Below are 24,922 nucleotides of genomic sequence, written 5' to 3' on the forward strand. Positions count from 1 at the left end.
CCTCCCGATAACTCCACGGGCACGGCAGGTCCGGGCGTAGTGTGCACGTCCGTGCTGACCCTGTTCCACGGTGGAGTGATCTGGACTCCGATGACAACAACAGATGCGTTACTCGTCTCCGACGGTGTCGTGCAGGCGATCGGAGACCAGGCGCGAGAACACACCGCCGACGAGCAGGTCGACCTGGAGGGCGGCTTTCTGATGCCGTCGTTCGGTGACGGACACGCTCACCCGCTCTACGGTGGTCTGGAGTCGGCGGGGCCCGCGGTGCGGCCGTGCAAGTCGATCGACGAGATCGTGACGGCGGTAAAGACTTATGCCGCAGCGCATCCCGAGCAGGAGTGGATCGTCGGGGCGTCCTACGACGGCAGCCTGGCCCCCGGTGGGCTGTTCGACGCGCGCTGGCTCGACGCGGCCGTTCCGGATCGGCCGGTCGTGCTGCGGGCGTGGGACTACCACACCATGTGGGTCAACTCGGTCGCACTGGAGCGGGCCGGGATCACCGCCGACACCCCGGAGCCGGTGCTGGGTGAGATCCCCCGCCGCGACGACGGTTCCCCGCTGGGCACGCTGCGTGAGTGGGGCGCGACCGACCTGGTCGCCGCGGTGATGCCGGTCCGTGACGAGGCGGTGCGGGTCGCCGCGCTCGGCACCGCTGCCGACTATTACCTGGCCCGCGGGGTCACGTGGGTGCAGGATGCCTGGGTCGAACCCGGGGACGTGGAAACCTACCTCGCGGCAGCCCATCAGGGCGCCCTCCGGATGCGCTTCAACCTTGCCTTCTATGCCGATCCGCGGCATTTCGACTCGCAGGTAACGCATTACGCCGATGCCGTGGCCCGGGTGCGGTCCGCGGGCTCGCCGTTGCTGACAGCGCAGACCGTGAAGTTCTTCGCCGACGGGGTCGTGGAGAACGAGACGGGCGCCCTGCTTGAGCCGTATTGCTCGGGTCTGCATAACCACGGCATGCAGTTGTGGGAAGGCGATTCCCTCGCGGAGGCTGCGCGACAGGTCGACGATCTGGGCCTGCAGATCCATATCCACGCGATCGGTGACGCCGCAGTCCGGCAGGCTCTCGATGCCATCGAATACGTTGTGCGACACAATGGTCCGCGCGACCGCAGGCCTGTCATCGCGCATGCTCAGCTGGTGGACGACGCCGATATCGGCCGGTTCGCGGAGCTGGGCGTGATACCGAACATGCAGCCGCTGTGGGCGCAGATGGATGCGCTGATGACAGTGCTGACCATCCCGCGGCTCGGTCCGGCACGCTCGGATCAGCAGTATCGCATGCGCACACTGGAAAACTCCGGTGCGGCATTGGCATTCGGCTCCGACTGGCCGGTGTCGTCGGGCGCTCCGCTGGACGGCATCGCCGTGGCGGTGTCGCGGCGCACCGCGGCGGGGGAGCCCGCGGGCGGCTGGACTCCCGAGGAGATTCTGCCGCTGGAACCCGCGCTGGCCTCGTATACCGCAGCAGTGGCGTATCAGGCCTTCGCCGAGGATGATTGGGGCCGGATCGCGCCGGGCGCCAGCGCGGATCTGGTGTGGCTGGAGCGTGATCCGCGGACGGTATCGCCGCTGGATCTTCCGGCACTGGGGGTGCGCGCCACCTATCTACAAGGCCGGCCGGTCTATTCGGCCGCGAGGTGAAAGGCAACGCGATGACCCCAACGACATCCGAGGCGGAGGACCACCTCAACCGCGTACTGGGCTTACCGTCCCTGGTGTTGTTCGGCCTGGTGTACATGGTGCCGCTCACGGTGTTCACCACCTACGGCATCGTCACCCAGACCACCGGTGGCCGTGTGCCGCTGGCCTACGTCGTCACGCTCGCGGCCATGGTGTTCACCGCCCGGTCGTATGCCAGGATGTCGGCGGCGTATCCGGTGGCAGGTTCGGCATATACCTACGCGCAGAAGTCTTTTGGTGCCCCGATCGGCTTCCTGGGCGGCTGGTCGCTGCTGCTCGACTACTTGTTCCTGCCGATGATCAATTATCTGGTGATCGGCATCTACTTGGAGCAGGCCCTGCCCGCGGTTCCCGCATGGGTATGGGTGGTGGCCTCCATCGCCCTGGTGACCGTGCTCAACATCATCGGCATCGTCTCGGTCAACCGGACCAACTTCGTCATCATCGCCGCCCAAACCATCTTCATCGTCGTCTTCGTGGTGCTGTCGGTCGTGACGGTGACCAAGGCCGGCTCCCTCGATCTGGCGGCACCGTTCCGCGGTGACGGGACCGCGCCCGGTGCCGGGCCGATATTCGCCGGTGCTGCGGTGCTGTGCCTGTCGTTCCTCGGTTTCGACGCGGTGTCGACCCTGTCCGAGGAGGCAAAGGACCCGAAACGGTCTGTGCCGCGGGCGATCATGATCGCGACGCTGGCCTCGGGCCTGATCTTCATCGTGCTGTCCTATCTGTCGCAGCTGGTGTTCCCGTCGAACAAGTTCGCCGATGTCGATTCGGGCTCGCTGGACGTGGTGTCGGCCGCCGGGGGCAAGTTCCTCGTGGTGTTCTTCACTTCGGCCTATGTCGCGGGAGCGCTGGGCTCGGCGCTGACATCGCAGGCTTCGGTGGCGCGCATCCTCTACGCGATGGGCCGCGACGGCATCCTGCCGCGACCTGTGTTCGGCAAGCTGTCGCACAAGTACCTCACCCCGATCTATGCGATCCTGGTGGTGTCGGCGGTGTCGCTGCTCGCTGTCGTGATCCAGCTGGAGACTCTCGCCTCGCTGATCAGTTTCGGTGCGCTGATGGCCTTTTCGGCGGTCAACCTGTCGGTGATCAAGCACTATTTCCTCGATCATCGTGAGCGCAGCGGCGGGGCCGTGATCAACAACCTGGTGTTGCCCCTGATCGGTTTCGCGTTGACAGTGTGGTTGTGGACGAGCCTGTCCGCGACTGCCTTGATCATCGGAATGTGTTGGCTTGCCGTCGGTTTCGTGTGGTTGCTGGGAGTTACCCGGGGCTTCACCCGACCGACGCCCGTGATGGACATGAAGGAGTAGCACTCAGCTACGCGAATGGCCACTTGCTGCACACGCATGACGAAAAAGCGTGCAGCAAGTGGCCATTCGACTGATGCGGTCAGACCACCGTGATGATGACGTCGATGTTGCCGCGGGTGGCCTTCGAGTAGGGGCAGACCTGGTGTGCCTCGTCGGCGATCGTCTGCGCGAGTTCGCGATCGAGCCCTGGAACGCTGACGTTGAGGCGCGCCTGCAGGGAGAACCCGCCGTCGGAGTTGATCAGGTCGACCTCGGCGTCGACTGCGGTGTCCGCAGGCAGCTTGACCTTGTGCTGGCCGGCGACCAGACCCATGGCGCTGAGGTAGCAGGCCGACCATCCCGCGGCGAACAGCTGCTCGGGGTTGGTGCCTGCGCCGTTGCCACCCGGAGGGGTCAGCTGGATGTCGAGGTTCCCGTCCGAGCTGTAGGACTCGCCCTGGCGCCCGCCGGTGGTGTGCGTCTTGGCGGTGTAGACGACGTTGGCGGTCTGTGCGGTCATGAAAGTCTCCCGGTTCTGTTTGATCGGATCCGATCTAATCGGACTCGCCTGATACTAACGGCGCGCAGACCGTTTGTCATCCCATCCGATTGAATCGGATCCGATATAATCGGGATCGTGAGGAAAGACACCCCGCAGCTCTCCGACTTCCTGTGCTTTGCCATCTATTCGGCCAACCTGGCCTACGGCAAGGCCTACAAGCCCATCCTGGAGAAGCTCGGCGTCACCTACACGCAGTACATTGCGATCGTGGCCTTGTGGGAGCAAGACCATCAGACCGTCGGAAGCCTCGGCGAGAAGCTGTTTCTCGAATCGAACACGCTGACGCCGATTCTGAAAAAGCTTGAAACGATGGGCTATCTCACGCGCGAACGTGACCCCAACGACGAACGGCAGGTGGTCGTCAGTCTCACCGACGCCGGCCGCAAGCTTCGTCAGCAGGGCCTCGAGATGGATCTCGTCGCGGCCACCGGTCTGGAGCCCGAGGAGTTCCGCGCCATGCAGCGTGGCGTCGTCAAACTCCGCGACAACCTGCGCGGGCACGCGCAAGAGAACAGCTAGCCGTGGCTGCGCGCGAACTCGGGACTCACGGGAGCGCCGGCTTGTTCGGGGACGACGAGCACGGGCGTGGAGGAGTGCGCGACGACTGAGGCGGCGACGCTGCCCTCGAAATGTCCGAGCCAGCCGCTGCGCCGATGTGGGCCGATCACGATCAGGCTGGCATGGTGGCGGTCGGCGGCCTGGATGATGCCCTTCCACGTCGGCGCCGCTTCGATCGCCACGCTGCGTGCTGAGAATCCGGCCGCGTCGGCAAGGCGCGCTCCGTGGGCGGCGGTCTGTTCGGCGGCCCTTCGCACCTCGGCGGCCTGGTCGGCGTCGAAATGCCCGGCCCCGGTGGGGATGAAGCCCACGTCGACGGGCTGCCACACGCAGACCACAACTGCATCCCGCAGCGCCGACAACTGGGCTGCGGCTTGCCGGATCGCGCATGCCGCACGCTCGGAGCCGTCGTACGCGAACAGCACCGGACCGTTGGAAGTCGAGGCACCGTCCGGCTCGGGCGCCAACACGGGCGCACGTTCGGTGACGACGGGCGAATGCAGGTTACGACGGATCCGGGCGAGAAGCGGCGGCGAATACCAGGCCGGAGAGTCACCGTCGAGGAACCTGTTGAGGTCCGGGGCCTGGGGCCGGGCTCCGCTGAGCGCGTAGACGACAACCCCGAAGGCCGCACCACCGACAGCGAGCCAGAATCCGATCCACAGTGCGTCGTCGGTTCCTTGGGTCAAACCGCCCGAGGCTGACGCCGCGAAATACGCGAAGATCGGGGCGACCATGAAAGCGGCGACAGCACGCAACAATTCGATGATCGCGAACACGCGTTGCAGGCTGTTGGACTGCAGCGAGAAGCCTGCGACAAACAATGCCGGGGCAACCGTGGCGCCCAACGCGAGCCCGGTCAAAGCCGACGCGACCAGCGCCAGCGGCTGATTGGCGGGCAGCGCCATCCGGAACAGCAAGATCCCGGCGGCGAGCAAGGCCATGCCCACCAGCGGCAGGTAGTGCATCGCCTTGCGCGATATGACGAATCCGAACACAAACGCCATGACGACGGCTCCGCCCAGTTCGGGCAGATAGATCAGCCCGACCTGCACCGGGCTGAACGTCTGGAGGAAGACCTCGGCGGTCAGCGCGGTGGCCGCCACCGATGCGGCCGCGGCGAACAGTGCGACTCCGACGCCCGCGACCGGGATCGAACTGGTGAGCATCGTCCGGATCGTCAGCAATGGCCGGCGGGCCCGGAACTGATAGACGATCAAGACCACGATCAACGCCAGCCCGCCCAGCATCGGTGCGCTCACCGCCAAGTCGGCGAAACCATGGCTGGTCAGCTGCGACGCGCCGACGAAGGCCGCAGCACAGCCGACCGAGGCCAGGCCGATAGCCGTCAGGTCGCGCGGCGCATCGAGATCGGCAGGCGGCGCGTCTTCGAACGTCAAGGCGGCCATCACCAGAGCCACCAGAGCGATCGCGGCGATGATCCAGAACAGTGGCCGCCAGGCGTGGGATTCGGCCTGAACACCACCGATGAACGGGCCGAGCGCCACCGCCCCGAACACGCACATGTTCATGATCACGGCGGTATGCCGGAGGTTCTCCCTCGGGAACCCGATGGTCAGCGGGGGCGCCGCGGCGATCAGCAGCATGCTGGTGGCCAGACCTTGCAATACGTGCCCGCAGATGAGCATGCCGCCGTTCTGCGCCGCCGCGGCTGTCACCGAACCCACGACGAGCAGCACCGCATACACGAGCATCATTCGGCGCTGGGGCAGGTGCTGAGCGAACTGGACCGCCAGGACCGTCCCCACGGCGTACGCGGCGTTACCCAGGCCCGAACTCAGGCTCATGGCCTGCGCCGACATGTGCAGTTGCTCGGAAATGATGGGCACCAGCGGATCCATCGCCGCCGACAACGCCAGATAGGGGATCAGTGCCAGGGTGACCATCGCGGCCACCGCGGGATAGCGCCCCGCCAGCGGACCCTGACGCATCAGCCGAGCCCGTCCGTGTCTGTCGTCTGGCGAGGTCGCACCGGGCGCAAGCAGTCAGCAGTCGGGTTCGGTTTACACACGACCCCGTGGAACCGATTGGGGTGCCCGATTTATTCCCGTGTGGTGCGGATCACGCGCAGTTACGGGTCGAGCCTGATCTTCAGGTGCTCGCCGGAGCGGGCGAACGCTGCCGCGTAGCCGTCGGCCGCCGCGTCCAGCGGGAAGGATGTGGTGAAGATGCCGTCCAGGTCGAGACGGCCGGCCTGCAGCAGCGGCACCAGCTCAGGCCAGGTCTGTTGCACCGGAGCGGTCGTCAGTCGGATGGTGAGGCTACGAATCAGGCAGGCCAGCGCCGGCATCGGATACGGCTGCAGATCATGCACGCCGACGATCGAGACCGTGCCACCGGTGCGCACCGACTCGATCGCATCGTTGATCGAGGCGTCGGAGCCGACGGCGTCAATCACCGCATCGGCGCCGAGACCGCCGGTGGCTTCCCGGACGGGTTGCGCCGACGGCGGTGTGACCCCGATCGCACCCCACGATTCCGCGCGCTCGCGCCGCGCCTTCACCGGGTCGACGGCGAAAACCCTTGCCGCACCCAGGGTTAGCGCGCTACGCACTGCACACATGCCGACCGCGCCCAGACCGATCACCGCGACGGTACCGCCAATCGGGATGTCGGCCCGTTTGGCAGCGGCCCAGCCGGTGGCCAGATTATCGGTGAGCAGCAGGGCCTGCTCGGTGCTGATGCCGTCGGGCAGGGCAAGGAGCTGGAACTGCGCGGCGGGCACCGCGAGAAACTCGGCCTGCGCGCCGCCGAGGACACCGCTGCCGAAGATCTGCGGGCCGTGGACGCACCGGATGGGATCGAGCGTGGCGCATCCCGCGCAGTGGCCGCAGCCGGCCACCGAGGACACCAGTACCCGGTCGCCGACGGCGAAAGTCGTGACGTCTGAACCCAGTTCGACGATCGTTCCCACGGCCTCGTGCCCGATGCCGACCGGTTCGAAGATCGGGTAGTGGCCCTCCAGGAAGTGCAGGTCAGAGCCGCAGATCGAGGCGGCGTCCACCTTGACGACGGCACCGTCGGGGCCGGGCAGCGCAGGATCGGGCCGCGTGACGACGCTGACCTGACCGGAGCTGTCGACGACCACTGCTCGCATACTCACGCCTCCTGAAACTTGTAGTCCGACCACACGGGTTCGTCGATGGCGCAACGGTATTCGCTGAGCCGCCAGGGGCTCACGGTGTGGATCTCGCCGTCGGCGTTCTTGAAATACGAGTGCTTGATCGACGGATGCGCCCACACGGTCCGCCGGATGGCCTGCTGTGACCGCTCGTGCCAGGCGCGGGTGGGCTCGGGCAGCGGCTCCATGGCCCGCATGCCGTTGTTGACCAGATGGGCCAGGCACTGGTCGATGTAGTGCATCTGCAACTCGGAGTTGAGTATCAGGCTGCCGCCGTGCGCGAGGTGGGTCCCCGGCCCGTACGTCATGAAGAAGTTGGGGAAGCCGGGGACCGTGATACCGCGGTAAGCATACGGGCGCTGACCCCACACCTCGTGCAGATCGATACCGTCACGGCCGGTGATGGTCATCGGGAACAACACCTCGGTGGCCCGAAAACCGGTGGCGTACACGATGATATCGGCGTCACGTGTCGTTCCGTCTGTGGTGACGACCCCGCTCGGCGTGATCTTCTCGATCGGGGTGCGCACCAGCTCGACGTTGTCGCGCTTGAGCGTGCTCAGCCAGCTGCCGTTGTCCTGCAGGGTGCGCTTGCCGGTGGCCGGATAGTCGGGCAGCACCTTGGCCAGCAGAGCGGGGTCGTCGCCGACCTGGGTGGTGATCCAGTCGGTGAACATCACCCGGGCGATGGCGTTGATGTCGCTGACCGCGTTGTCCTGATCGGTGTAGTCCGGGTCAACCCGCGCGGCGTCGAGACCTTTGTCGGCGCCGGGCCACATCAGCAGGAACCGGTACCAGCGACCGTAATACGGCAGATGCTCCATCGTCCAGCGGACGCCGTCGCCGACCGGTTCGTGGTACATCGGGTTCGGGAACATCCATTGCGCCGTGCGCTGGAACACCGTGAGGTGGGCGACCTGGTGTGCGATGGCCGGCGCGATCTGAAAACCGCTGGCGCCCGCGCCGATCAGCGCGACCCGCCTACCCGTGAGGTCGACGTCGTGATCCCAGGCCGCGGAGTGAAACGACGGGCCGTTGAACGTTGCCGCGCCTGGGAATTGGGGTAGGTAGGGTCGGTTCAGCTGGCCGACGGCGGTGATCACCGCGTTGCCTTTCAGCGTCTCGGTGCCGTCGGGCGTCCGGACGGTGACATTCCACATCTCGCCGTCCCAGGCAGCGGACACCACCTCGGTGTTCCACCGGATGTGCGGACTCAGTTCGTGGCGGGCCACCACGTCTTGGAAGTACTGACGCAGCTCGGGCTGCTCGGCGAAGAAATGGTCCCAGCGATTGCTGGGTTCGAAGCTGTAGCAGTAGAAATGATTGGCGACGTCCACCCGGGCGCCGGGATAGCTGTTCTCCCACCACGTTCCGCCGGGGCCGGCGTTCTTCTCCACGATGGTGAACGGCAGGCCGGCCTGCTTGAGCCGGATGCCGGCCAGCACGCCCGATTCTCCGCAGCCGACGACGATGACGTGAAAGTCCTTGACCCGCTGCGGATCCAGACGGGCAGGCCGTCGCGGGTCGGCACCCTCAAGATCGAGCTCCTCGAGAACCAGAGGCAGGTTGTCGGCGTCGACCGGCTCGCAGGCCGCCCAGTCGAGCATCTCCCGGACCAGGTCGTCGGGCAGTGGATCAGGGACGGGGCAGCCGCGGTCGCGATAGTCGGCGATCACCGGCAGCGCCTCGGCGCGGGCGCGGGCCTTGTCCTCTTCGCTCATGAAGCCCTGGACTTCGTTGAGGAACAAGCCGGCCTGTTTGAAGTCGCGGATGAAGCGCGGGTCGCCGGTGAGGTGCACCAGCGACAGCAGCAGTGTCGGAATGCTGACCTGCTCGAGCGCGGCAGCGATGTCGGCCGTCGGGGTCGTGAAGGGCCGGCCGGCATGGAAGCTTCGCGTCACGGCGAGTTACGCTACTGCTCGTAGCGTTATGGGACAAGGGGTAATGCGGTCGTGGTCTGTCCCGCGTCCGTCCAGCGTTTGCCCTGCCGTCGGCCCGGCGTCACCGTCTCCACCGCCGAAGGTGACGCAAAAACGATTGATTGCTGCCAACCGGCGGTCAATTTCTGCCAGCGGAATTAAGCCGCTGAGCACTGCGTTGAGGCAGTCAGACCGGCGAGGAATCCCCCAAACCGGTGGACCGACATCCGAACCGCGACATCACCGCCACGGCTCGAACTCTGAAGAGAAGGGCTTCGAAATGAAGAAGTTTGGATTTGCCAGCGCCATCGTTGCCGGCTTTGCGACCGCGGTCTTCGGCTTGGCTGCGCCTGCTCAGGCCGATGTCACCCACAACCAGTGGGTCCACGACATTCAGCATCAGGCCACCGTCGGCAGCGTCACCTCCGTATTCGGCGACGGCCGCTGACCCACGACACACGGGAGGGGCACCCACGCCGGGTGCCCCTCCTTTTTGCGTCGGCCACCCGTCCTAGGGCCACTCTTGGCGAACCGGCTGAACCAGCAAAGCTGGCAATTGTCTGCTCGCATCAGCGACGCCCACCTAATGCGTCAGCGGGGTGCGACGTACACGGATCTTGGCTGTTCTCCGCATTGCATTCGACACGCGGAAGACGTGCATCGATGGCGGTACGATCGGATCACACGAGAAGGGCAAAGGCGCGCCTTGTCGAATGTCGTTTTTCGTAGGGGATTGTCATGACGGATGAGCTGTTTTCCGGCTTCAGTGATGCGGGGTGGGACGAGGCGCCCTGGGATGCCGAGCCCACGTTCTCGCCCGAGGAGATGCAGATCCTATTGAACCCAGCGCTTTCGATCGCTGAAGCGGCTGACCGCATCGGATGTGCCCAACACGATGTTGCCCGACTTCGCAACGCCGGCTGACACTTTGAGGTGATCTCGCTCCTCCTGAGGCGGGTTGCGGGATTATGCGGTTGCTCCGCTGGATTCGCGCGGCTCTCGGATCACCCTGGCCCACGCGTGTAGGCAAGAGCCTCGACCTGTCTCGGCTACCTGAACATGCGCGACGGCGGTATTCCGAACTCGGCGGTAAACGCCGCGGTGAAGGCTGCCGGTGTCGCATACCCGAGGTGACTCGCCACCTCGGTGACGGTGGCTCCGCGGAGCAGTGGTACGGCGGCGAGCAATCGCGCACGTCGGCGCCACGCGGCGGGGCTGATCCCCAATTCGGAGCGGAACCGACGGGTGAAGGCTCTTTCGCCGAGATTCACGCGTGCGGCCCACTGCGCGTTGCCAATTCGTACGTCCGGTGCGCTGAGGTAATCGCGGCACAGTGCGGCGAGATCCGGTGCACTTGGGAGTGCCACATGGAGCGCGACGGGCGTCAGCGCCGCGATCTCGTGCAACAGTAGTGTGGTGACCGCGCCCTCGCGTCCGGACGTGTCGTAGTCGGCGTCGAATTCCGCTGCAACCAAGAGCAATTCACGCAGCAGCGGTGTCACTTCCACGACCATGCATCTGTGCGGCCACCACGGCACTGCTTCAGGTTCGATGTAGAGACTGCGCGTACTTACCTCCCGGGTGCGCATCAGGTGCTGAACGCCCGGCGGTATCAACACCCCGAGGTCGGTCGGCACCGTCCAGGTGCCGTCGCGTGTTTCGACCACCATCACGCCGGTCGCGCTGTGTAGGAATTGGGCACGCCGATGTGAATGCCAGTCCAGTACGAAACCGTCGGGATAGTCGGTACCGACCGGCAGTACCGCCCGCGGTACGTCGTCCACATCATCGGCTGCGACATTGCGCACGCCGCCCAGCATACGTCCGAAACTCGAAGATTGTTCGCCGACTATCGATTGTCGGCGGATGGCCGCAGACGGTTGTCTGAGACCGTGACTTTCGCAATCCTGGTCTCGATCGGCGTGGTCTCGGGAATCACGACCGTGTTGTTCGGCTTCGGGGGCGGCTTTGTCACCGTCCCCGTCATCGTGTGGGCCGACGCCGCAGCCGGCCCGGACGCGATGCGCATCGCGGTCGCAACATCGGCTGTGGTGGTTTTCGCCTCATCGGCGATCGCCACCGTATCGACCCGCCGCGACATCCTTTCCGGCCTTCGCGGTGGCGGTGCTCTGCTGCTGTTGCTGGGGGTGGGTGGGGCGCTCGGTGGCGTGGCGGCCCGGTGCGCCCCGGCCGTCGTCGGGCAGTGGGGTTTCGTGATCTACCTCGGCGGCACACTCGTCGATGCCGTCAGACGGCCGGGCTTCCTGCGACCTGTCGGCGAGTGCGCCGAACCTCGCAGAATCCCAGCGGCATATGGGATTCCGATTGGCACCGTGGCAGCGTTTCTCGGCGTAGGTGGCAGTGTGCTCACGGTCCCCCTGATGCGTCGGGCCGGTCACTCCATGGAGTCGGCGACGGCTCTGGCCAATCCGATGACGCTGGCCATCACCGCGTTCGCGGTCGTGCCGCTGATCGCCTCGGTCGACGTGACGGCTGCGGCGGCACTGCTGCTCGGTGCCACCCCGGTCGTAGTCATCGTGCGGCGCTGCAGGCTCACGATGCCTGACCGCGTCCATGCCGTGACCTATCTTGGGCTGATCGCGACGGTGACCGTCGCGATGACACTGGCCGCGCTCAGTTAACCCTCGGCCAATATTGGGCTACGGGCGACCCTCAACCCAATCTTCGTAGAACGGCGGCATTTCGGAGGCCCTACCGATGAACTGCGCGGGGCGCTTCTCCAGGAAGGCCTGCACGCCGTCGTGGCCGTCACCGATGCTGGTGTAGAACATCGCCAGCGAGTCCACCCGGTGAGCGTCGACCGGGTGTGGCTCGGCCGAATTGCGGTAGAGCATCTGCCGCATGAGTGCCACCGATACCGGCGAGCGGTCGCGCGTCCACGCATCGGCCAGTGCCCGTGCCTCGGTGAGCAGGGCATCCGGTTCGTGAACTGCCTGCACCAGCCCGATCTCGCGGGCCGCGTCGGCGGCGAGAATGTCGGAGCGGTACACCAGGTCCAAAGCCGTTGGCATACCGACGATCCGGGGCAGGAACCAGGTTGAACACGCCTCCGGGGTGATACCGAGCTTCCCGAAGACCAGTCCGAAGCGAGCCTTGGTCGACATCAACCGCGCGTCCATGGCCAGGGTCATCGTCGCGCCGATACCCACGGCGGCACCGTTGATGGCGGCGATCACCGGCTTGCGGCAGGCATAGATCGCGAGCGTCACCCGGCCGCCCGTATCGCGGACCCTCCGTAGCGCAGGGTTGTCGAGATCGGCCATGTCGGCCAACGTCGGTGACTTCGACTCGTCGAGGCCGAACACGTTGCCCTCACTCGACAAGTCCATTCCGGCGCAGAACGCCCGCCCCTCGCCGGTCACGATGACGGCACGGACCGCGTCGTCATCGTTGACTGCGATGAAGGTGTGCTCCAGTTCGTCGGCCATCTCGACGGTGAAGGCGTTGAGGTTGTCCGGGCGGTCGAGAATGACGGTGAGGATGCCGTCGCTGAGCTCGTGCCGGATGGTCGTGAAATCCACGGATGTTCCTCCTCGGGGGTCGGTTGATACCCAGCTTGCCCAAGGAGCGGTTCAGCGCGTCGGCGACCCCCGCGGTTGACTCAGGACACCACCATCCACACGCCCAGTGCTGCCATGGTGACGGCGATGACGCCATCGAGGACTCTCCACGTCAACGGTGTCGCGAACAGCCCGGCCAACCGGCGGGCGCCCAACCCGAGGCTGACGAACCAGACCCCACTGGCCGCGACGGCGCCTGCGCCGAAAAGCCAACGCTGCTCGTGTTGTTCATTCGCCAGCGAGCCGAGCAGAACCACGGTGTCGAGATAGACGTGGGGGTTGAGCCATGTCAGTGCAGCACACGTGATGAGCACCTCGGCCAAGCGGGCCGGCGCCTTCTCCGACGGGTTGAGCGCCGACGGCCGGTACGCCCGCTTGGCGGCCAACGCGGCGTATCCGAGCAGGAACGCTGCGCCACCGAACTTGGCGACCATCACGGCATCGGGGTGAGCGGTGATCAACGCGCCGACGCCGGCGATGCCGGCCGCGATGAGGATCAGGTCCGAGATCGCGCACACCGCGATGACCGGGACGACGTGCTCACCAAGGATTCCCTGACGCAACACGAAAGCGTTCTGCGCGCCGATCGCCGCGATGAGCGTCATTGCGGTCAGAAAACCGATCAGAACGGGGGAGGCCATGCATACGAAGGTATGGCTACCGACTGATTCAGTACAGCTAATGTTTCTTCGGTGGCATTAGAGGGGCTTATCCCAGGCACTAGATGAAAGTGTGTCACCGAGCTGATGAGGTGGTCACGAGGATCGGCTTCTGTGGCAGCAGCTGAACCACGGTGTTTCAACGCAAGCTGTAGCCTCCATCGGGATAGAGCGTGGAGCCCGTGGTGGCGCTGTTGAGGAGCAGGTGAACGACGGCGGCCGCGATTTCATCCTCGCGCGCCAGTCTCCCGATGGTGGAGGCGTTGACGAAATGGTCGAACGCCGCCTGCCGCACGGCCGGGGGCCGCTGATTCCACAGGTTGCCGTCCACGGTGCCAGGCGATATCGCGTTCACGCGTACTGGCGCGAGTTCGACGGCCAATCCGCGTGCCAGTCCCTCGATCGCAGCGTTGGCGGCGACGTAGGCAGGCGCGGCGCCGGCGGGCCGGACACTGGCCGCGCCCGCCATCAGGACGATAGAGGCATCAGCTGTCAGTACCGGCAACGCGGCCTTGACGATGCGGTACTGGCCCCAGAACTTCGAGACGAAGGGCGAGGCCGCGTCGGCTATCGAGAGTTCGCGCATTGAACCGGTGATGTAGGTGGCGGCGGTGGTGAAGATGCCGTCGACCGAGTCAATCTGGGCGAAAAGGGCTTCCACACTGTGATCGTCGGCGGTATCGACAACATGCCATGTCGCCGAGGAGCCTAACTGTGCGGCGGCCTTGGCGAGCACACCGGCACGACGCCCGCCCAGTATCACCGCGCCTCCACCGGATACCACCAATTTGGCAACTGCGAAACCGATTCCGGTGCCGCCCCCGATGAGGACGACAGTCCGATCAGCGAATGCGTCACCGGCAAGAAAACTCTTCACATCACGGGCATATCGGCCAGGCCCGCACACCGTCAATCTATTCGCTCAGTTTGAGTCTCGGCAGACGTCCGTTTACCGACGAGGTGATCGAAGAGACGACCGAATGGCGCTGGCAGGCGCGCCGGTGGGGTAGACGGTATGTCAGTTGAAGACGCTAGCGCGTGCACTCGCCGATGAGACGGTGACGGTCGACGGCGACCCCACCGCAGCAGCGCCTGTAGCGGCATCATCCGGATTTCACCGGAGATAATCCGTCCATGCGCAGACCCGCACCTTCATCGACGGTCCTGAACCAATCCGGCCGCACCGATAGCGCCGTCGACGAGCGCACGGCTGGCGGGGAGTGGATCGTTCCACGGTGGCAGCGGTGACAACTCAGCACGCGACGCCGGACGGACGGCGGCCCTGGGCTCGTCGGCTCAGTTTCGTCGCGGTCTCGGCGTTCGGGTCGCTGTCTCTGATGGCAGGCGTGCTGATCGTCACCGGCGCTGTGATCGGTCTGCGGTCAACCGAGGTGATGTGCGACGGCACCCCGATGACATCGGCGGACGGATGCGCTTGGACGCAGTACGCCAAAACCCACACCGAGCTGTTCCTACGCGACGGCGTGCATACCTCCGTTGCGGGCGCTGAGGTACGTGACCGCAACGAGATGCATTCCGAGGCAATCCATTCTGGCCATGTGGGGATCGTGGTCGGCATCATCGCCATCGCGATCGGCGCCGCCCTGATAGCGATGCTCGTCGTCAGGCGGGCCGGTGCGCGGCGACGCCGCGTGCCAATCGAGGCTCCAATACCTGACACGACAACGCCTATGGAGGTGCGGTTCGCATGGAACCGTGAGTTGATCATCACCATGGCCGCCAACGTGCTCATCGGCGGGCTGTTCGTGGTCGGTGCCACCGCGGTGTTCGTCTCCGGATACCTATGGGGGCTCGGACTGTTGCTGGGCCCGGTCGGCGTCGTGGTGTTGTGGTTCGTACTGATGCTGGCGCGCAGGGTCATTCGGCACGATATGGTCGCGGCGATCGACGCGGATGGGGTCACCTTCCCGGTGATCAAGGACCCATCCTTGCGCCGGTGGGAATGGACCGATGTCACCCAGGTCCGTTCGGTGGACATCCCGCTCGCGCATACGAAGATCAATGCGCTGCGCTTCGTGCTGGCCGATACCCTGCGCGCAACGCGCCTACGGAACTCGCTGCCGGCACACTACAACTGGCCCATCGACCCGGAGAAACGGTTCCACGAACTCACGACCGTGCGTTTCGCCGTCGGTGTCCGGCCGAAGCGGCCAGATGTCTTGGCATACCTGCAACGGGTCGCGCCGCACCTGCTGTGACGAACTACGAGCTGACGGGCGCTAATTCGCCGACGACCGCGTGCGTTGCTTGCCGGCCGGGCTTGACGCGCAAGTGTGCACGCTCCAGCGCGGCTATAGCTCCAGCGCACCCAGCATGCGGCGGATTTCGCTGACGATAGCTCGCTGGGCGGTGGGTTGATCACTGGCGCGGGCGACCACCATCGCGGCCTCACACAGCGCACCGAACAGTAACTGGGCCAGCGGCGCTGGATCGCGCCGAGCGATCCGCCCCTCGGCGATCGCTCTCGCGATGGCGGTCGCACTGCTTGTCAGCATGCCGCTTTCGAGCTCGCGAACGCGCTCCCAACCCAACGCGGCCTCGGCGTCAAGGAGCATGATCTGGCGCACGCCGGGGTCCAGGCACGCTTCCAGAAACGTGATGCAGCCGGCCTCGAAAGCCCGCCAGGAATCGCGCTTACGCGCGTAGGCCGCGCCGACGATCTCGGCGAGGTCGGAAGCCACTTGTTCGAAGGTCGCCGCGAACAGCTCACGCTTGCTGTCGAAATGGTGATAGACCGCACCCTTGGTCATTCCGGCCGCTGCGGCTACCGCGTCGAGCGAGGTGGCTTCGTAGCCCTCCCTGGCGAATAGTTCGCGCGCGGCGGCGACCAGAGCTGCCGTGGTCGCCTCTCTGCGCTGCTGCTGGGTGCGTCGGGCGACGGTCGGCATGAGTCCACGATATAGACCGCTACCCACGTCGCGGCTACAACAGCTTGTAGATGCGGTAATCGACGTGATTGGGCGACAGCAGGTTGTAGCCGACCGCGACGATCTTGCTCAGCCAGGCGTAACGCTCGTCGGCGGTCTCGAACTTGGGTGTCGTCCGCACATACGTCTCGCCGAACATCAGCCGCTCGCCGGCGGCCAGGCGGGCCAACCCATCTGCCGGCACCTGAATGAGCCCGCCTGCGGTATAGCCGATCAGCACACCATCGTCGGTCCTGATGGTCGCGCGCGCGTCGACGCGGCCGATGCCGTCGCTGCCGGCGAGTAGCCAGTCGCCGCCGCCCGGCAGCACGTCGCCGGAGATCGCCGGACCGTGGATATGGCCGCCCTTGACGATGAACACCATTCGATTACCGACGGGTGTGGTCACGGGTTGAACTGGCTCCAGGTCGACAGTCATATCGGCTATGTGCTCGACCGGCAGTGCCGAAAGTGTGGGCAACTCGTGGAGCTACGCGGCGTCAGTCACGGTGGTCATTTGGTCTGCTCCTGCATCTGGATGAAGTCGATGAACGTGTCTTTGCGGGCGACGAGGCCCTCGGATGTGACCTCGACAAGGTCCAGACAGTCGAAACCGTGCTTTTCCCCGTCCGGTGCGTCGAACGTGGCCGTCCAATCGAGTGCCCAGTGACCGTCAGCGAAGACCACTCGATGCACGGTGAAGCCGAAGTTCGGGAACTGTTCGAAAAGTGTGGCGATCGTGTCGCGAACGGCGTCGCGGCCGTGGACTGGCTCGGTACCGAGGTGGATCCAGAACTGGGTATCGGCGGTGTGCAGGGCGACGATCGCGTCGGCGTCGCGTTTGCGCCATGCGGCGAAGTAGCGGTCGGCAATTGTGGCGAGATCAGGGTCGGTGGTCGAGACGTGCATGGGTCCTCCAATGTCATGCTTGCATACCTCAAGTATGGAACTGCATACCCAAGGTATGCAAGTGGGAAGATGGGCGGTTTCGAGTTCTTGGGGCAACTGGCAGCCAATTCGCACTGAGGCGCGCCTGGGAAGCGGTGCCGATGGTTACCGCAGCGCGTAAGCGTTTGAACCACGCTAATTTGAGAAGAATATCGATGCCGCGCACACGTTGTACTGTCGCGGAGGATCGTTCGGTATCAGCAGCGAGGAGACAGAGGTAATGACCGCGGCGTTGGGGCCAGATCTCGAGCCGATCAGATTTGTGTCCGTCCATCAGGATGATGCATTGGCTGCGCCGCTGCTCGATGAGCTCGGCTGGGAGTACGGCACCCGATACGGCACGTCGATCGGTGCCGAATACCGTGATCTGCGCACCTACCCGGCCGATGAATTCATTCCTCCTGCAGGCGAATTGATCGTGGCGTTGGCCGGTACCACGCCCGTCGCCGGCGGCGCCTTCCGCCGCTATGACGAGGCCACGGCCGAACTCAAACGGATCTGGACGTCGTCGGCACACCGCAAACGCGGCTACGGCAGACGTGTCGTTGCAGAACTCGAACGCATCGCCCGCGAACGTGGTTATCGCAGAATCTATCTGACTACCGGACCACGGCAGCCCGAGGCGGTGGCGCTCTATTTGTCGTCCGGCTACACGGCCCTCTACGACCGGTCGCTACCGGCCGAACAGATCGGTGCGCACGCCTTCGAAAAGCACCTCACGGCGTGATCAGGAGGTCTTCGGCAGGCCGGGCGGGTTGATCTCGGAAGTCTCGACGGCCTCGCTGCCGAGGCCCCAGCGGTCCAGTCATTTGCGATACGTGCCGTTTTGGATGGTGTGGTTGACGGCTTGTTGGACCGCCTGGCAGGCCGGGCCGCGGTGCGACGGGCGCGCCGAGTTTGCGCGCCACGCCGTTCCCAGCAGAACCCAGAGTGGGCGGTGACGGCCACGATTTCGGCCACCGTGATCCGATCTACGGTGCCCGCACGCCGGGACGACGTCGTCCTAGGGCACGTCTTCCGGAGGTTCGCCGCTGTGCGGCCAGACCACGGCTTGGGCGACAATGACACTCGTGCCGTTGAAGGCCACTGTCGGCCCATGATGCAGGACATAACCTAGTTCAAGAGCCGCACTCACCCGGTGACAGAACAACGCGTCATCCGGGCCCGTCAGCACTCGGTAACGCGGCAACCGATCAGCCATACCCACAGCGTCGCATGGTCCGAGCACGCCGAGTACGGTCCACCCGTCGAAATCATCGGCACTGCCTCAGCGTCCGGTCGCTCGGTCACCGTGGAGGGTCATGACGGTGCTGGTAGCGGTGGCGACGGGTTTGCCGTCGCTCGTGCGGACGATGTCGCAGTGGTAGTGCGTGATCGTTCTGCCTGAGTGCGTTGGGGCAGCGCGCGCGACAAGGGTTTCCCGCCATACGGGACGTAGAAACACTGCGCGCAGGTCGATGCTGGTGAATGACTCGTCCGGTTTCATGAGGGTGGAGTGCGCCGTTCCGATCGCGGCATCGGCGAGTTCGACGAGAAAACCGCCGTGCACGGTTCCTTGTTGATTGCCGTGGCGGGCGGCGTCAACGTCGACGACGACCGATGCTGTGCCGGGGCCGATTTCTGCGATCTCGAAGTCGAGTAGTTGGGAGATGGCGGTCGGATACCTCATATGAGTGCGGTCGTCCGGGTGCGAGCTGCCCGACAGGCGCCTTTGCAAGAACTCCAGTACGGGCAACTGGTTGTCGCTGGTGACGGGCATCTGTCGTCTCCTGTTGCGGGAGTAGGGGATCGGTCAACGAGGCGGGCCGCCCGAACCTACGACCTCTAAACTGATGCAATCAACGCATTGTCATAGGGACAACCAAAGGAATGCCGTGCGGGCGGAGCGCTACAAGGTGGTCGCCGAGGGGATTGCCGCGTCGATACGAGCAGGGGACTTGCCTGCGGGTACGCGTCTCCCGACACATCGGGAGCTCGCTCGGGAGCGCGGGATCGCCCTTGCCACGGCCACCAAGGTGTACCGGGAACTGGCGGCGGCCGGCCTGATTGTCGGGGAACGCGGGAGAGGCACATACGTCCGGGATTTGAACGGCTTCGGCGGCCTGGAACCGCTCCGACTTCCGGTCGAGACGCGCGCCGCCGACCTGTCCTTCAACCAGCCTCTCGTCGCGGAGCAATCTGAACAACTGCGTCAAGCTCTGCGCGACTTGGCGGCTGAGGGCGACCTTGGGTCACTGCTGGTTCAGCAACCCCCGGGTGGCCGCAGCGTCGACGCGGCGGCGGTGGCCACGTATCTGCTCGATCACGGTATCGATGTGCCGCCAAATAATGTGGTGTTGACCGCTGGTGCGCAACATGGACTCGACGTCATCCTCACCGCGACAACCACACCCGGCTCCACGCTGCTGGCCGACGAACTCACCTTCCCGGGGTTGAAGTTGCTCGCCCAGGCGCGGCATCTGGATCTCGCTGCGGTCCAGTGCGGCCCGGACGGCACCGACCTCAAGTCTCTGGAAAAGGTTGTCCGACAGCGCAAGATCGGCGTTCTCTACGTGATACCCACCGTGCACAATCCACTCGGGTTCGTGCTGGACGCCGGTTCGCGCGCACGCATCGCCGCATTGGCCCGCCGCCATGACTTCGCAATCATCGAAGATGCCACCTACGCGTTCCTGGACCCGTCGGCACCGGCGCCGATTCAGACCCTTGCGCCGGAACGAACCTTCTACGTCGGCAGCTTCTCGAAGAACCTCGCCACCGGGTTACGCGCCGGATATGTGGTGACGCCCGATTCGGCCCGCGTCCCGCTGATCCGAGCTCTACGAACCACCACGTGGGGAACAAGTTCTCTGTCAACGGCGCTCGTCACTCGGTGGCTGCGCGACGGCACCGTTGCCCGGCTTGAGGAGCACCGCCGCCAGGACGCCAGGCAACGCCAGGGCATCGCCCGACACGCGCTGGAAGGGTTCGCGTATGACGCTCATCCGGCGTCGTACTACGGCTGGCTCCATCTGCCCGCGGACATCCGCAGCGACCAAGCTGCCCACCGACTTGCCCAGATGGGAATCTTGATCTCGACCGGCGACGCCTTCGCCATCGGAAGCGCCACTCCCAACGCGATCCGTATCGCGCTCGCCAACCCGACAATCCACGAACTCCCTCAACTGCTCAACCGCTGCCGCAGCGCTCTGGCCGTGAGGGGGCGTTCGTCGGGCCGCGCTCTGCGATCAGCCGTCTAGGACGCTCCGGACTGCGTACCGGGCGGGTCGAAACGCATTTACGCTCAGTCGATTGCATTGGTTGGTTAATCAAGCTGCGACACATGGTTATTGAGACGGTTTGTCGAGAACGCATCAGCGAGGTGTCGACGTCGACAATCGGCGTTGCTTGGTCGGCGGTTCGCCGAGACCAGATAGTCTTTAGACCGTTTCACTCGGCAGAGGAGACTCAAGTGGAAACGTGGGATGCAATCCGTGCACGTCGCAATGTTCGGCAGTATCGGCCCGACCCGGTACCCGACGATGCCTTGATGCGCATCGTCGAAGCGGCGTGGCGAGCGCCGTCGGCGCGCAACAATCAGCACTGGGATTTTGTGGTGGTGATCGACCGCGCGCAGCTCGAACAGTTGTCCACGGTATGGGTTGGGGCAAAACACATTGCGCACGCACCGGCGGCGATCGCCCTCGTCGTTCCGGAAGGTGGTGACGAGCGCGAGACACTGATCGACCAATTCGACCTTGGCCAGGCGATGATGGCGATGACCATCGCGGCAACGGACCTCGGAATCGGCACCGGGCACTCGGCCGTTGGCGATCAGGACAGGGCGCGAGACATCCTGGGCGTGCCGGCGGATCACCGCGTCTGCTATCTGCTGGGCGTCGGCTATCCCGCCGACCGGGAATTGCAACCGATCCACAAGCCCAACCGCCGTCCGTTCGCCGAAGTCATGCACCGCGGCCGGTGGTGACCGGTCCGGGCGCGAGCAGGAAAAGTCAAGCCGGGCGCTGAGCGAAACCACCGCACCAAGCTCGTCTGGCACGGTAGCGCGGCCTTGCTCACCGATTGTTCGAGCTCATCGCGAAGTACTCGGACGCCGTCACATTCGACGATCGTAGGACGACATTGCCGATTGAAACGCAGACAGTGCGGTCGGCGAGAACGCGGCTGCGGCCGCCGTCGCTTGGAACGCCGCGATGTCGGTCATGCTGTAGCCGAAAGCAGCACAGAGCATTTCGAGTTCCTGGGTCAACGAGGTCCGGCTCGTCAGCCGGTTGTCAGTGTTGACGGTGACGGCAAGGCCCGCGCGATGGAGTCGATCGAAAGGGTGCGCCGCGACGTCGGGTGAGTCGCGAATGACCGCGCCCGTGTGGAAGTTCGACGATGGGCAAACTTCGAGCACGATGCCCTGTTCGACGATCCGTTCGGCAACGGGGCCGCGCCCGCCACTGTCAGTCAGGTCGTCGACGACGCGGATGCCGTGGCCGATACGGCGGGCGCCTGCGACATCGATGGCTTCCAGCACGCTGCCGACCCCCTCGACCTCACCGGCGTGCACGGTGACGGGCAGTCCCCCCGCTCGCGCTACGTCGAAGGCAGCCCGGTGCAGAGACGGCGGAAAGCCGGACTCGGGACCCGCAAGGTCGAACCCGACGACGTCGTCACAAGATATCGCCAGCGCCGCGACCGACTCACTGCCGGATTCGTGACGCATCGCGCACAGGATCTGCCGCACTTGTATGGCTGAGCCACGCTCGCGCGCCACGCGTTCACCGTCCCGCAGGCCATCGGACACCGCGGCGACGGCATCCTCCATCGGAACTCCGTGACGGAGGAGATCGGTAGGTGCCCAGCGTAGTTCCGCATAGACAACGCCGTCTGACGAGAGATCCTGGACTGACTCACGGGCGACCCGTCGTAGCGCCTCGGTGTCCACCAGGACGGCCGCGGTCACGGCGTCACCCTCGAGGTACCCCTCCAGGCTACCGACGGTGGTGCGTTCGGCGAACCATGCGCGAAGACCCTCGGGATCACCGGCAGGCAACGCGATGTTGCGCTCCTCGGCCAACTCGAGGATGGTCTCGACGCGTAGACCACCGTCAAGGTGGTCATGAAGCGATACTTTGGGAAAGGCGCGTATTTCCGCCAGGGTCGGCGTCACGCGGTGATCCGCTCGACGTACCGCTTGATGAAGGTCTCGCGGTCGACGTCGGTGATGACGCGGACCCGCGGTGCCCCGTGCCAGACAGGCCCGGGGTCGCGTCCCACCCGCCGATCGACGACGGTCATACCACGGGTGTACTTGCCCTCGCACTCGACCAGCATTCGGTAGGTCTCCTCGGCGACTATCAGTTCGGGATGTGCGACGAGCGCGATCGTGAGCGGGGAGTGCATGGCGCAGCCGTAACGGCCGAGGATCGGTTCGTAGAACTTCATGTACGAAGGGGCGCCCGCAGCAACGAGTTTGGCAGCCGCCGACGTCGAGGCCCGTACCGCGTCGAGATGCTCTTGGCCAAATACTGTGTCGTCGGTGACGTCGAGACCGACCTGGACGAACTCCCAGTCCTGGTCGATCACCAAGGCTACCGACTCGGGATCGTGCAGGGCGTCGGCCTCTGCCACCGGAGAGACGTTCCCGTGGTGTGCGGCAGCCCCGCCCATCCATACCACCCGTCTAAGACGCTGTGGCAGTGTCGGATCCAGAAGCACCGCCAGCGCGAGGTTCGTCAGCGGCCCGAGCCCGATGTAGGTCACCTCGCCGGGGTGTTCGTCGATGAGTCGCAGGGTCAGCTCAGCCGCCGAGATCCGCACAAGATTCCGGAACGTCGGATCCGCCAGGTTGGCATTGCCGAAACCATCATCACCATGGATGTGCGGGTTGAAAGTCGGCAGTTCGCCAATGAGGGCCCGGTCGGCACCCTTTGCCAACGGCGCTTCCGAACCAAGTCGTTCCATGCACACCGCGGTGTTGCGCGTGACCCGCTCCACGTCGACGTTGCCAAAGCTCGTGGTCACACCGACGATGTCGAGTTCCGGGCTCAGCATCGCGTAGAGCAGGCCCATCCCGTCGTCCACGCCGGTGTCGGTATCGATGAGCACCTTGGTCGTCATCGAGTCGACTCCTCGGCGAGTTGGGCCGGCTCAGCGGGCGCACCTGCCGCTATGCCGGCGTAGACGTCGGGTCGGCGTCGGCGCAGCCACAGCCCGTAGGCGAGGCCCGCGACGATCACCGCTGGCAGGATCCACGGGATCGAGTTGATCACGGCGTTGTCACTGCCCGTGAGGACGGAATAGTTCGACAGTGCGAGGACGACGACGGCCGCGAGGGCCAGTGCTGCAATGGCCGGTGCGATCCCCGTCGACCAGACCCGCTTGTCCCTGCGCTTGCGGAAAAAGGCGATGACCGACACCGCGACGGCGACCTGCAGCAGGAGGATGCCGACGGTGCCGACGCCCGCGGTGCTGGTGTTGAGCGTGAGGAGCGGGTCGGCGTTGGCAATGCCGAAGGCGCCGACCACCGCGACTGCGATGGCGATTTGGACGGTGCTGGCGAACGCGGGCGAATTCCATTTGGGATGCACGACTCCGAGCCGTCTCGGCAATAATCCCTCTCTGCCAAGCGAGAAGAAGTAGCGCGAGGCCGCGTTGTGGATGCCGAGCAGCGCGGCGAACAAGCTGGTCAGCACCAATACTTGCATGGCAGCGGACAACCAGCTCCCGACGAATTGGTCGGCGATCTTGAACACGAACGTCCCGGGGTCGTCGTTCATGGCGGACAGCAAGTTAGCGGGGCCGACGGCGCCGACGAGCACCATCGCGGCCACTGCGTAGAAGATCGCGATGATCGCGACTGAGATGTAGGTCGCACGGGCGACGGTCTTCTTGGCGTCCTTGGCCTCCTCGGCGAATATTGCGGTCGCCTCGAACCCGATGAACATATTGCACGCCCACAGCAGACCGATGCCGATGGAGCCTGCCCCTATGGCGGTCGGTGAAAGCGTCGCGGCGATCGGGAATGACTCGACGCCGCGGTGAACGATGATCCCCATGTCCAGGATGACGATCACACTGACTTCAAGGATCAAGGCGACGCTGAGCACCTTGGCGCTGACATCCACTGCGCGTCGTCCGAGGAACGCAACGATGGCTATGGCGACGGCGCACCAGATCTGCCATGGCAGCCTCAGCCCGATGCCGGCGAAGATGGTCGAACCGAAGTACCCGACGGCGCCGGCCAGGCTCCAGAATGCCGCGTTGTAGGCGAGCATCGCGACGAACGCGCCTGCCACCCCGACGGGCTTGCCAAGGCCCTTGGCGATGTAGGCATAGAACGCACCCGCGTTGATCACATGCCTGCACATGGCCACGTAGCCCGCTGCGAAGCAAAGCAGAATCGCACCCGCGATGACGATGGCTCCAACGAAACCGGCGCCGTTGCCGAGGAACATGCCCAGTGGAACGATCGATACGACGGCACCCATGGGCGCGACGCACGCAAGGACGAACAGCACCAGACCGGGTGTGCCGAGTGACTTCTTCGTGAAGCTTGATCCCGATGTCGTCGTGGTGCTCACGTTGTCTCCCGCCGGTTCGGTATCTGGCCATACTGGTCTGACCAGTATGGCCAGACGTGCAGTAGCGG

26 protein-coding genes and 1 pseudogene are annotated in these 24,922 nt (G+C 65.2%); 10 read left to right on the forward strand and 17 right to left on the reverse strand.

The window, feature by feature from the left end; translation table 11 throughout:
* Nucleotides 1–90: 90 nt before the first annotated feature.
* Nucleotides 91–1,653, forward strand: coding sequence for an amidohydrolase (locus RMCB_RS34870; protein ID WP_062832472.1), 1,563 nt, complete (start codon nucleotides 91–93; stop codon nucleotides 1,651–1,653).
* 11 nt (nucleotides 1,654–1,664) lie between these two features.
* Nucleotides 1,665–3,008 carry an APC family permease gene (locus tag RMCB_RS34875; RefSeq protein ID WP_062832473.1) on the forward strand — a complete coding sequence of 448 codons (1,344 nt, stop codon included), beginning with the start codon at nucleotides 1,665–1,667 and terminating at the stop codon, nucleotides 3,006–3,008.
* Between the two features lie 79 nt (nucleotides 3,009–3,087).
* On the opposite strand, the gene RMCB_RS34880 is transcribed toward RMCB_RS34875, so the two are convergent.
* A complete protein-coding gene (locus tag RMCB_RS34880; RefSeq protein ID WP_062832396.1) occupies nucleotides 3,088–3,507 on the reverse strand; it encodes an organic hydroperoxide resistance protein in 420 nt (139 codons plus the stop codon).
* 117 nt (nucleotides 3,508–3,624) lie between these two features.
* Between RMCB_RS34880 and RMCB_RS34885 the strand changes: the two genes are divergently transcribed.
* Nucleotides 3,625–4,068 carry a MarR family winged helix-turn-helix transcriptional regulator gene (locus RMCB_RS34885; protein ID WP_062832397.1) on the forward strand — a complete coding sequence of 148 codons (444 nt, stop codon included), beginning with the start codon at nucleotides 3,625–3,627 and terminating at the stop codon, nucleotides 4,066–4,068.
* Here the strand turns inward: RMCB_RS34885 and RMCB_RS34890 are convergent.
* From RMCB_RS34890 to RMCB_RS34900, 3 genes are all read right to left on the reverse strand, one after another.
* Nucleotides 4,065–6,059 (reverse strand): MFS transporter, encoded by a 1,995-nt coding sequence (locus RMCB_RS34890; protein ID WP_062832398.1) that lies wholly within the window; start codon nucleotides 6,057–6,059, stop codon nucleotides 4,065–4,067. The genes RMCB_RS34885 and RMCB_RS34890 overlap by 4 nt on opposite strands.
* A 140-nt stretch (nucleotides 6,060–6,199) precedes the next feature.
* Nucleotides 6,200–7,225: an alcohol dehydrogenase catalytic domain-containing protein gene (locus RMCB_RS34895; protein ID WP_062832399.1), complete on the reverse strand. Its 1,026-nt coding sequence runs from the start codon at nucleotides 7,223–7,225 to the stop codon at nucleotides 6,200–6,202.
* Between the two features lie 2 nt (nucleotides 7,226–7,227).
* On the reverse strand, nucleotides 7,228–9,150 hold the full coding sequence (locus RMCB_RS34900; protein WP_062832400.1) for a flavin-containing monooxygenase: 1,923 nt from the start codon (nucleotides 9,148–9,150) through the stop codon (nucleotides 7,228–7,230).
* Nucleotides 9,151–9,448: 298 nt separating this feature from the next.
* Between RMCB_RS34900 and RMCB_RS36225 the strand changes: the two genes are divergently transcribed.
* Nucleotides 9,449–9,616: a hypothetical protein gene (locus tag RMCB_RS36225; protein WP_087080689.1), complete on the forward strand. Its 168-nt coding sequence runs from the start codon at nucleotides 9,449–9,451 to the stop codon at nucleotides 9,614–9,616.
* A gap of 290 nt (nucleotides 9,617–9,906) precedes the next feature.
* Nucleotides 9,907–10,092, forward strand: a complete 186-nt coding sequence (locus tag RMCB_RS34905) for a hypothetical protein (protein WP_062832401.1) — start codon at nucleotides 9,907–9,909, stop codon at nucleotides 10,090–10,092.
* 125 nt (nucleotides 10,093–10,217) lie between these two features.
* On the opposite strand, the gene RMCB_RS34910 is transcribed toward RMCB_RS34905, so the two are convergent.
* A complete protein-coding gene (locus tag RMCB_RS34910; RefSeq protein ID WP_062832475.1) occupies nucleotides 10,218–10,976 on the reverse strand; it encodes an AraC family transcriptional regulator in 759 nt (252 codons plus the stop codon).
* An 84-nt stretch (nucleotides 10,977–11,060) separates the two neighbouring features.
* On the opposite strand from RMCB_RS34910, the gene RMCB_RS34915 reads away from it, so the two are divergent.
* Nucleotides 11,061–11,810 (forward strand): sulfite exporter TauE/SafE family protein, encoded by a 750-nt coding sequence (locus tag RMCB_RS34915; RefSeq protein WP_062832474.1) that lies wholly within the window; start codon nucleotides 11,061–11,063, stop codon nucleotides 11,808–11,810.
* Nucleotides 11,811–11,828: 18 nt separating this feature from the next.
* Here the strand turns inward: RMCB_RS34915 and RMCB_RS34920 are convergent, their stop codons facing one another.
* From RMCB_RS34920 to RMCB_RS34930, 3 genes are all read right to left on the reverse strand, one after another.
* Nucleotides 11,829–12,710, reverse strand: a complete 882-nt coding sequence (locus tag RMCB_RS34920) for a crotonase/enoyl-CoA hydratase family protein (protein WP_062832402.1) — start codon at nucleotides 12,708–12,710, stop codon at nucleotides 11,829–11,831.
* An 80-nt stretch (nucleotides 12,711–12,790) separates the two neighbouring features.
* Nucleotides 12,791–13,390 carry a LysE/ArgO family amino acid transporter gene (locus RMCB_RS34925; protein ID WP_029371535.1) on the reverse strand — a complete coding sequence of 200 codons (600 nt, stop codon included), beginning with the start codon at nucleotides 13,388–13,390 and terminating at the stop codon, nucleotides 12,791–12,793.
* A 157-nt stretch (nucleotides 13,391–13,547) separates the two neighbouring features.
* Entirely contained in the window at nucleotides 13,548–14,285 is a 738-nt protein-coding gene (locus tag RMCB_RS34930) for an SDR family oxidoreductase (RefSeq protein ID WP_029368764.1), read from the reverse strand.
* 367 nt (nucleotides 14,286–14,652) lie between these two features.
* On the opposite strand from RMCB_RS34930, the gene RMCB_RS34935 reads away from it, so the two are divergent.
* The gene (locus RMCB_RS34935) at nucleotides 14,653–15,627 is read left to right on the forward strand and encodes a hypothetical protein (protein WP_131805615.1); all 975 of its coding nucleotides are present in this window, start codon (nucleotides 14,653–14,655) and stop codon (nucleotides 15,625–15,627) included.
* A 93-nt stretch (nucleotides 15,628–15,720) separates the two neighbouring features.
* On the opposite strand, the gene RMCB_RS34940 is transcribed toward RMCB_RS34935, so the two are convergent.
* From RMCB_RS34940 to RMCB_RS34950, 3 genes are read right to left on the reverse strand one after another with little or no spacing between them, the layout of a single operon-like run.
* Entirely contained in the window at nucleotides 15,721–16,317 is a 597-nt protein-coding gene (locus RMCB_RS34940; protein WP_062832404.1) for a TetR/AcrR family transcriptional regulator, read from the reverse strand.
* A 34-nt stretch (nucleotides 16,318–16,351) separates the two neighbouring features.
* A complete protein-coding gene (locus RMCB_RS34945) occupies nucleotides 16,352–16,816 on the reverse strand; it encodes a DUF3237 domain-containing protein (protein WP_072278608.1) in 465 nt (154 codons plus the stop codon).
* 32 nt (nucleotides 16,817–16,848) lie between these two features.
* Nucleotides 16,849–17,244 carry a nuclear transport factor 2 family protein gene (locus RMCB_RS34950; protein WP_062832405.1) on the reverse strand — a complete coding sequence of 132 codons (396 nt, stop codon included), beginning with the start codon at nucleotides 17,242–17,244 and terminating at the stop codon, nucleotides 16,849–16,851.
* 259 nt (nucleotides 17,245–17,503) lie between these two features.
* Between RMCB_RS34950 and RMCB_RS34955 the strand changes: the two genes are divergently transcribed.
* On the forward strand, nucleotides 17,504–18,010 hold the full coding sequence (locus RMCB_RS34955) for a GNAT family N-acetyltransferase (RefSeq protein ID WP_062832406.1): 507 nt from the start codon (nucleotides 17,504–17,506) through the stop codon (nucleotides 18,008–18,010).
* On the opposite strand, the pseudogene RMCB_RS36775 reads toward RMCB_RS34955, so the two are convergent.
* The 3 genes and pseudogenes from RMCB_RS36775 to RMCB_RS34965 form a co-directional block, all read right to left on the reverse strand.
* Nucleotides 18,011–18,142: pseudogene (locus tag RMCB_RS36775) on the reverse strand (ABC transporter substrate-binding protein); the annotation flags it as partial. It lies immediately after the preceding gene.
* A 144-nt stretch (nucleotides 18,143–18,286) separates the two neighbouring features.
* The gene (locus RMCB_RS34960) at nucleotides 18,287–18,484 is read right to left on the reverse strand and encodes a DUF1737 domain-containing protein (protein ID WP_072278609.1); all 198 of its coding nucleotides are present in this window, start codon (nucleotides 18,482–18,484) and stop codon (nucleotides 18,287–18,289) included.
* Nucleotides 18,485–18,550: 66 nt separating this feature from the next.
* Entirely contained in the window at nucleotides 18,551–18,952 is a 402-nt protein-coding gene (locus RMCB_RS34965; protein ID WP_062832476.1) for a PaaI family thioesterase, read from the reverse strand.
* A gap of 205 nt (nucleotides 18,953–19,157) precedes the next feature.
* Here RMCB_RS34965 and RMCB_RS34970 point away from each other — a divergent pair, with 205 nt between their 5' ends.
* Complete coding sequence (locus tag RMCB_RS34970; RefSeq protein WP_062832407.1) at nucleotides 19,158–20,522, forward strand: aminotransferase-like domain-containing protein; 1,365 nt, start codon at nucleotides 19,158–19,160, stop codon at nucleotides 20,520–20,522.
* Nucleotides 20,523–20,734: 212 nt separating this feature from the next.
* On the forward strand, nucleotides 20,735–21,250 hold the full coding sequence (locus RMCB_RS34975) for a nitroreductase family protein (RefSeq protein ID WP_062832408.1): 516 nt from the start codon (nucleotides 20,735–20,737) through the stop codon (nucleotides 21,248–21,250).
* A 129-nt stretch (nucleotides 21,251–21,379) separates the two neighbouring features.
* Here RMCB_RS34975 and add read toward each other — a convergent pair whose 3' ends face one another.
* From add to RMCB_RS34990, 3 genes are read right to left on the reverse strand one after another with little or no spacing between them, the layout of a single operon-like run.
* Nucleotides 21,380–22,441, reverse strand: coding sequence for an adenosine deaminase (gene add, locus RMCB_RS34980; protein ID WP_062832409.1), 1,062 nt, complete (start codon nucleotides 22,439–22,441; stop codon nucleotides 21,380–21,382).
* Complete coding sequence (locus RMCB_RS34985; protein WP_062832410.1) at nucleotides 22,438–23,391, reverse strand: nucleoside hydrolase; 954 nt, start codon at nucleotides 23,389–23,391, stop codon at nucleotides 22,438–22,440. Before RMCB_RS34985 ends, add begins: the two co-directional genes overlap by 4 nt.
* Nucleotides 23,388–24,854: an APC family permease gene (locus tag RMCB_RS34990; protein ID WP_062832411.1), complete on the reverse strand. Its 1,467-nt coding sequence runs from the start codon at nucleotides 24,852–24,854 to the stop codon at nucleotides 23,388–23,390. The genes RMCB_RS34985 and RMCB_RS34990 overlap by 4 nt, the downstream gene beginning before the upstream one ends.
* Between the last annotated feature and the right edge of the window lie 68 nt (nucleotides 24,855–24,922).

This window comes from Mycolicibacterium brisbanense, from assembly GCF_001570425.1.
GTDB classification, from domain to species: Bacteria; Actinomycetota; Actinomycetes; order Mycobacteriales; family Mycobacteriaceae; genus Mycobacterium; species Mycobacterium brisbanense.

Excerpts from the sequence above, each read along its gene's own strand:
- RMCB_RS34870 (WP_062832472.1), top strand. The coding sequence starts at position 91 with ATGACAACAACAGATGCGTTACTCGTCTCCGACGGTGTCGTGCAGGCG.
- RMCB_RS34875 (WP_062832473.1), top strand. The coding sequence starts at position 1,665 with ATGACCCCAACGACATCCGAGGCGGAGGACCACCTCAACCGCGTACTG.
- RMCB_RS34880 (WP_062832396.1), bottom strand. The coding sequence starts at position 3,507 with ATGACCGCACAGACCGCCAACGTCGTCTACACCGCCAAGACGCACACC.
- RMCB_RS34890 (WP_062832398.1), bottom strand. The coding sequence starts at position 6,059 with ATGCGTCAGGGTCCGCTGGCGGGGCGCTATCCCGCGGTGGCCGCGATG.
- RMCB_RS34895 (WP_062832399.1), bottom strand. The coding sequence starts at position 7,225 with ATGCGAGCAGTGGTCGTCGACAGCTCCGGTCAGGTCAGCGTCGTCACG.
- RMCB_RS36225 (WP_087080689.1), top strand. The coding sequence starts at position 9,449 with ATGAAGAAGTTTGGATTTGCCAGCGCCATCGTTGCCGGCTTTGCGACC.
- RMCB_RS34905 (WP_062832401.1), top strand. The coding sequence starts at position 9,907 with ATGACGGATGAGCTGTTTTCCGGCTTCAGTGATGCGGGGTGGGACGAG.
- RMCB_RS34925 (WP_029371535.1), bottom strand. The coding sequence starts at position 13,390 with ATGGCCTCCCCCGTTCTGATCGGTTTTCTGACCGCAATGACGCTCATC.
- RMCB_RS34940 (WP_062832404.1), bottom strand. The coding sequence starts at position 16,317 with ATGCCGACCGTCGCCCGACGCACCCAGCAGCAGCGCAGAGAGGCGACC.
- RMCB_RS34950 (WP_062832405.1), bottom strand. The coding sequence starts at position 17,244 with ATGCACGTCTCGACCACCGACCCTGATCTCGCCACAATTGCCGACCGC.
- RMCB_RS34955 (WP_062832406.1), top strand. The coding sequence starts at position 17,504 with ATGACCGCGGCGTTGGGGCCAGATCTCGAGCCGATCAGATTTGTGTCC.
- RMCB_RS34960 (WP_072278609.1), bottom strand. The coding sequence starts at position 18,484 with ATGGCTGATCGGTTGCCGCGTTACCGAGTGCTGACGGGCCCGGATGAC.
- RMCB_RS34965 (WP_062832476.1), bottom strand. The coding sequence starts at position 18,952 with ATGAGGTATCCGACCGCCATCTCCCAACTACTCGACTTCGAGATCGCA.
- RMCB_RS34985 (WP_062832410.1), bottom strand. The coding sequence starts at position 23,391 with ATGACGACCAAGGTGCTCATCGATACCGACACCGGCGTGGACGACGGG.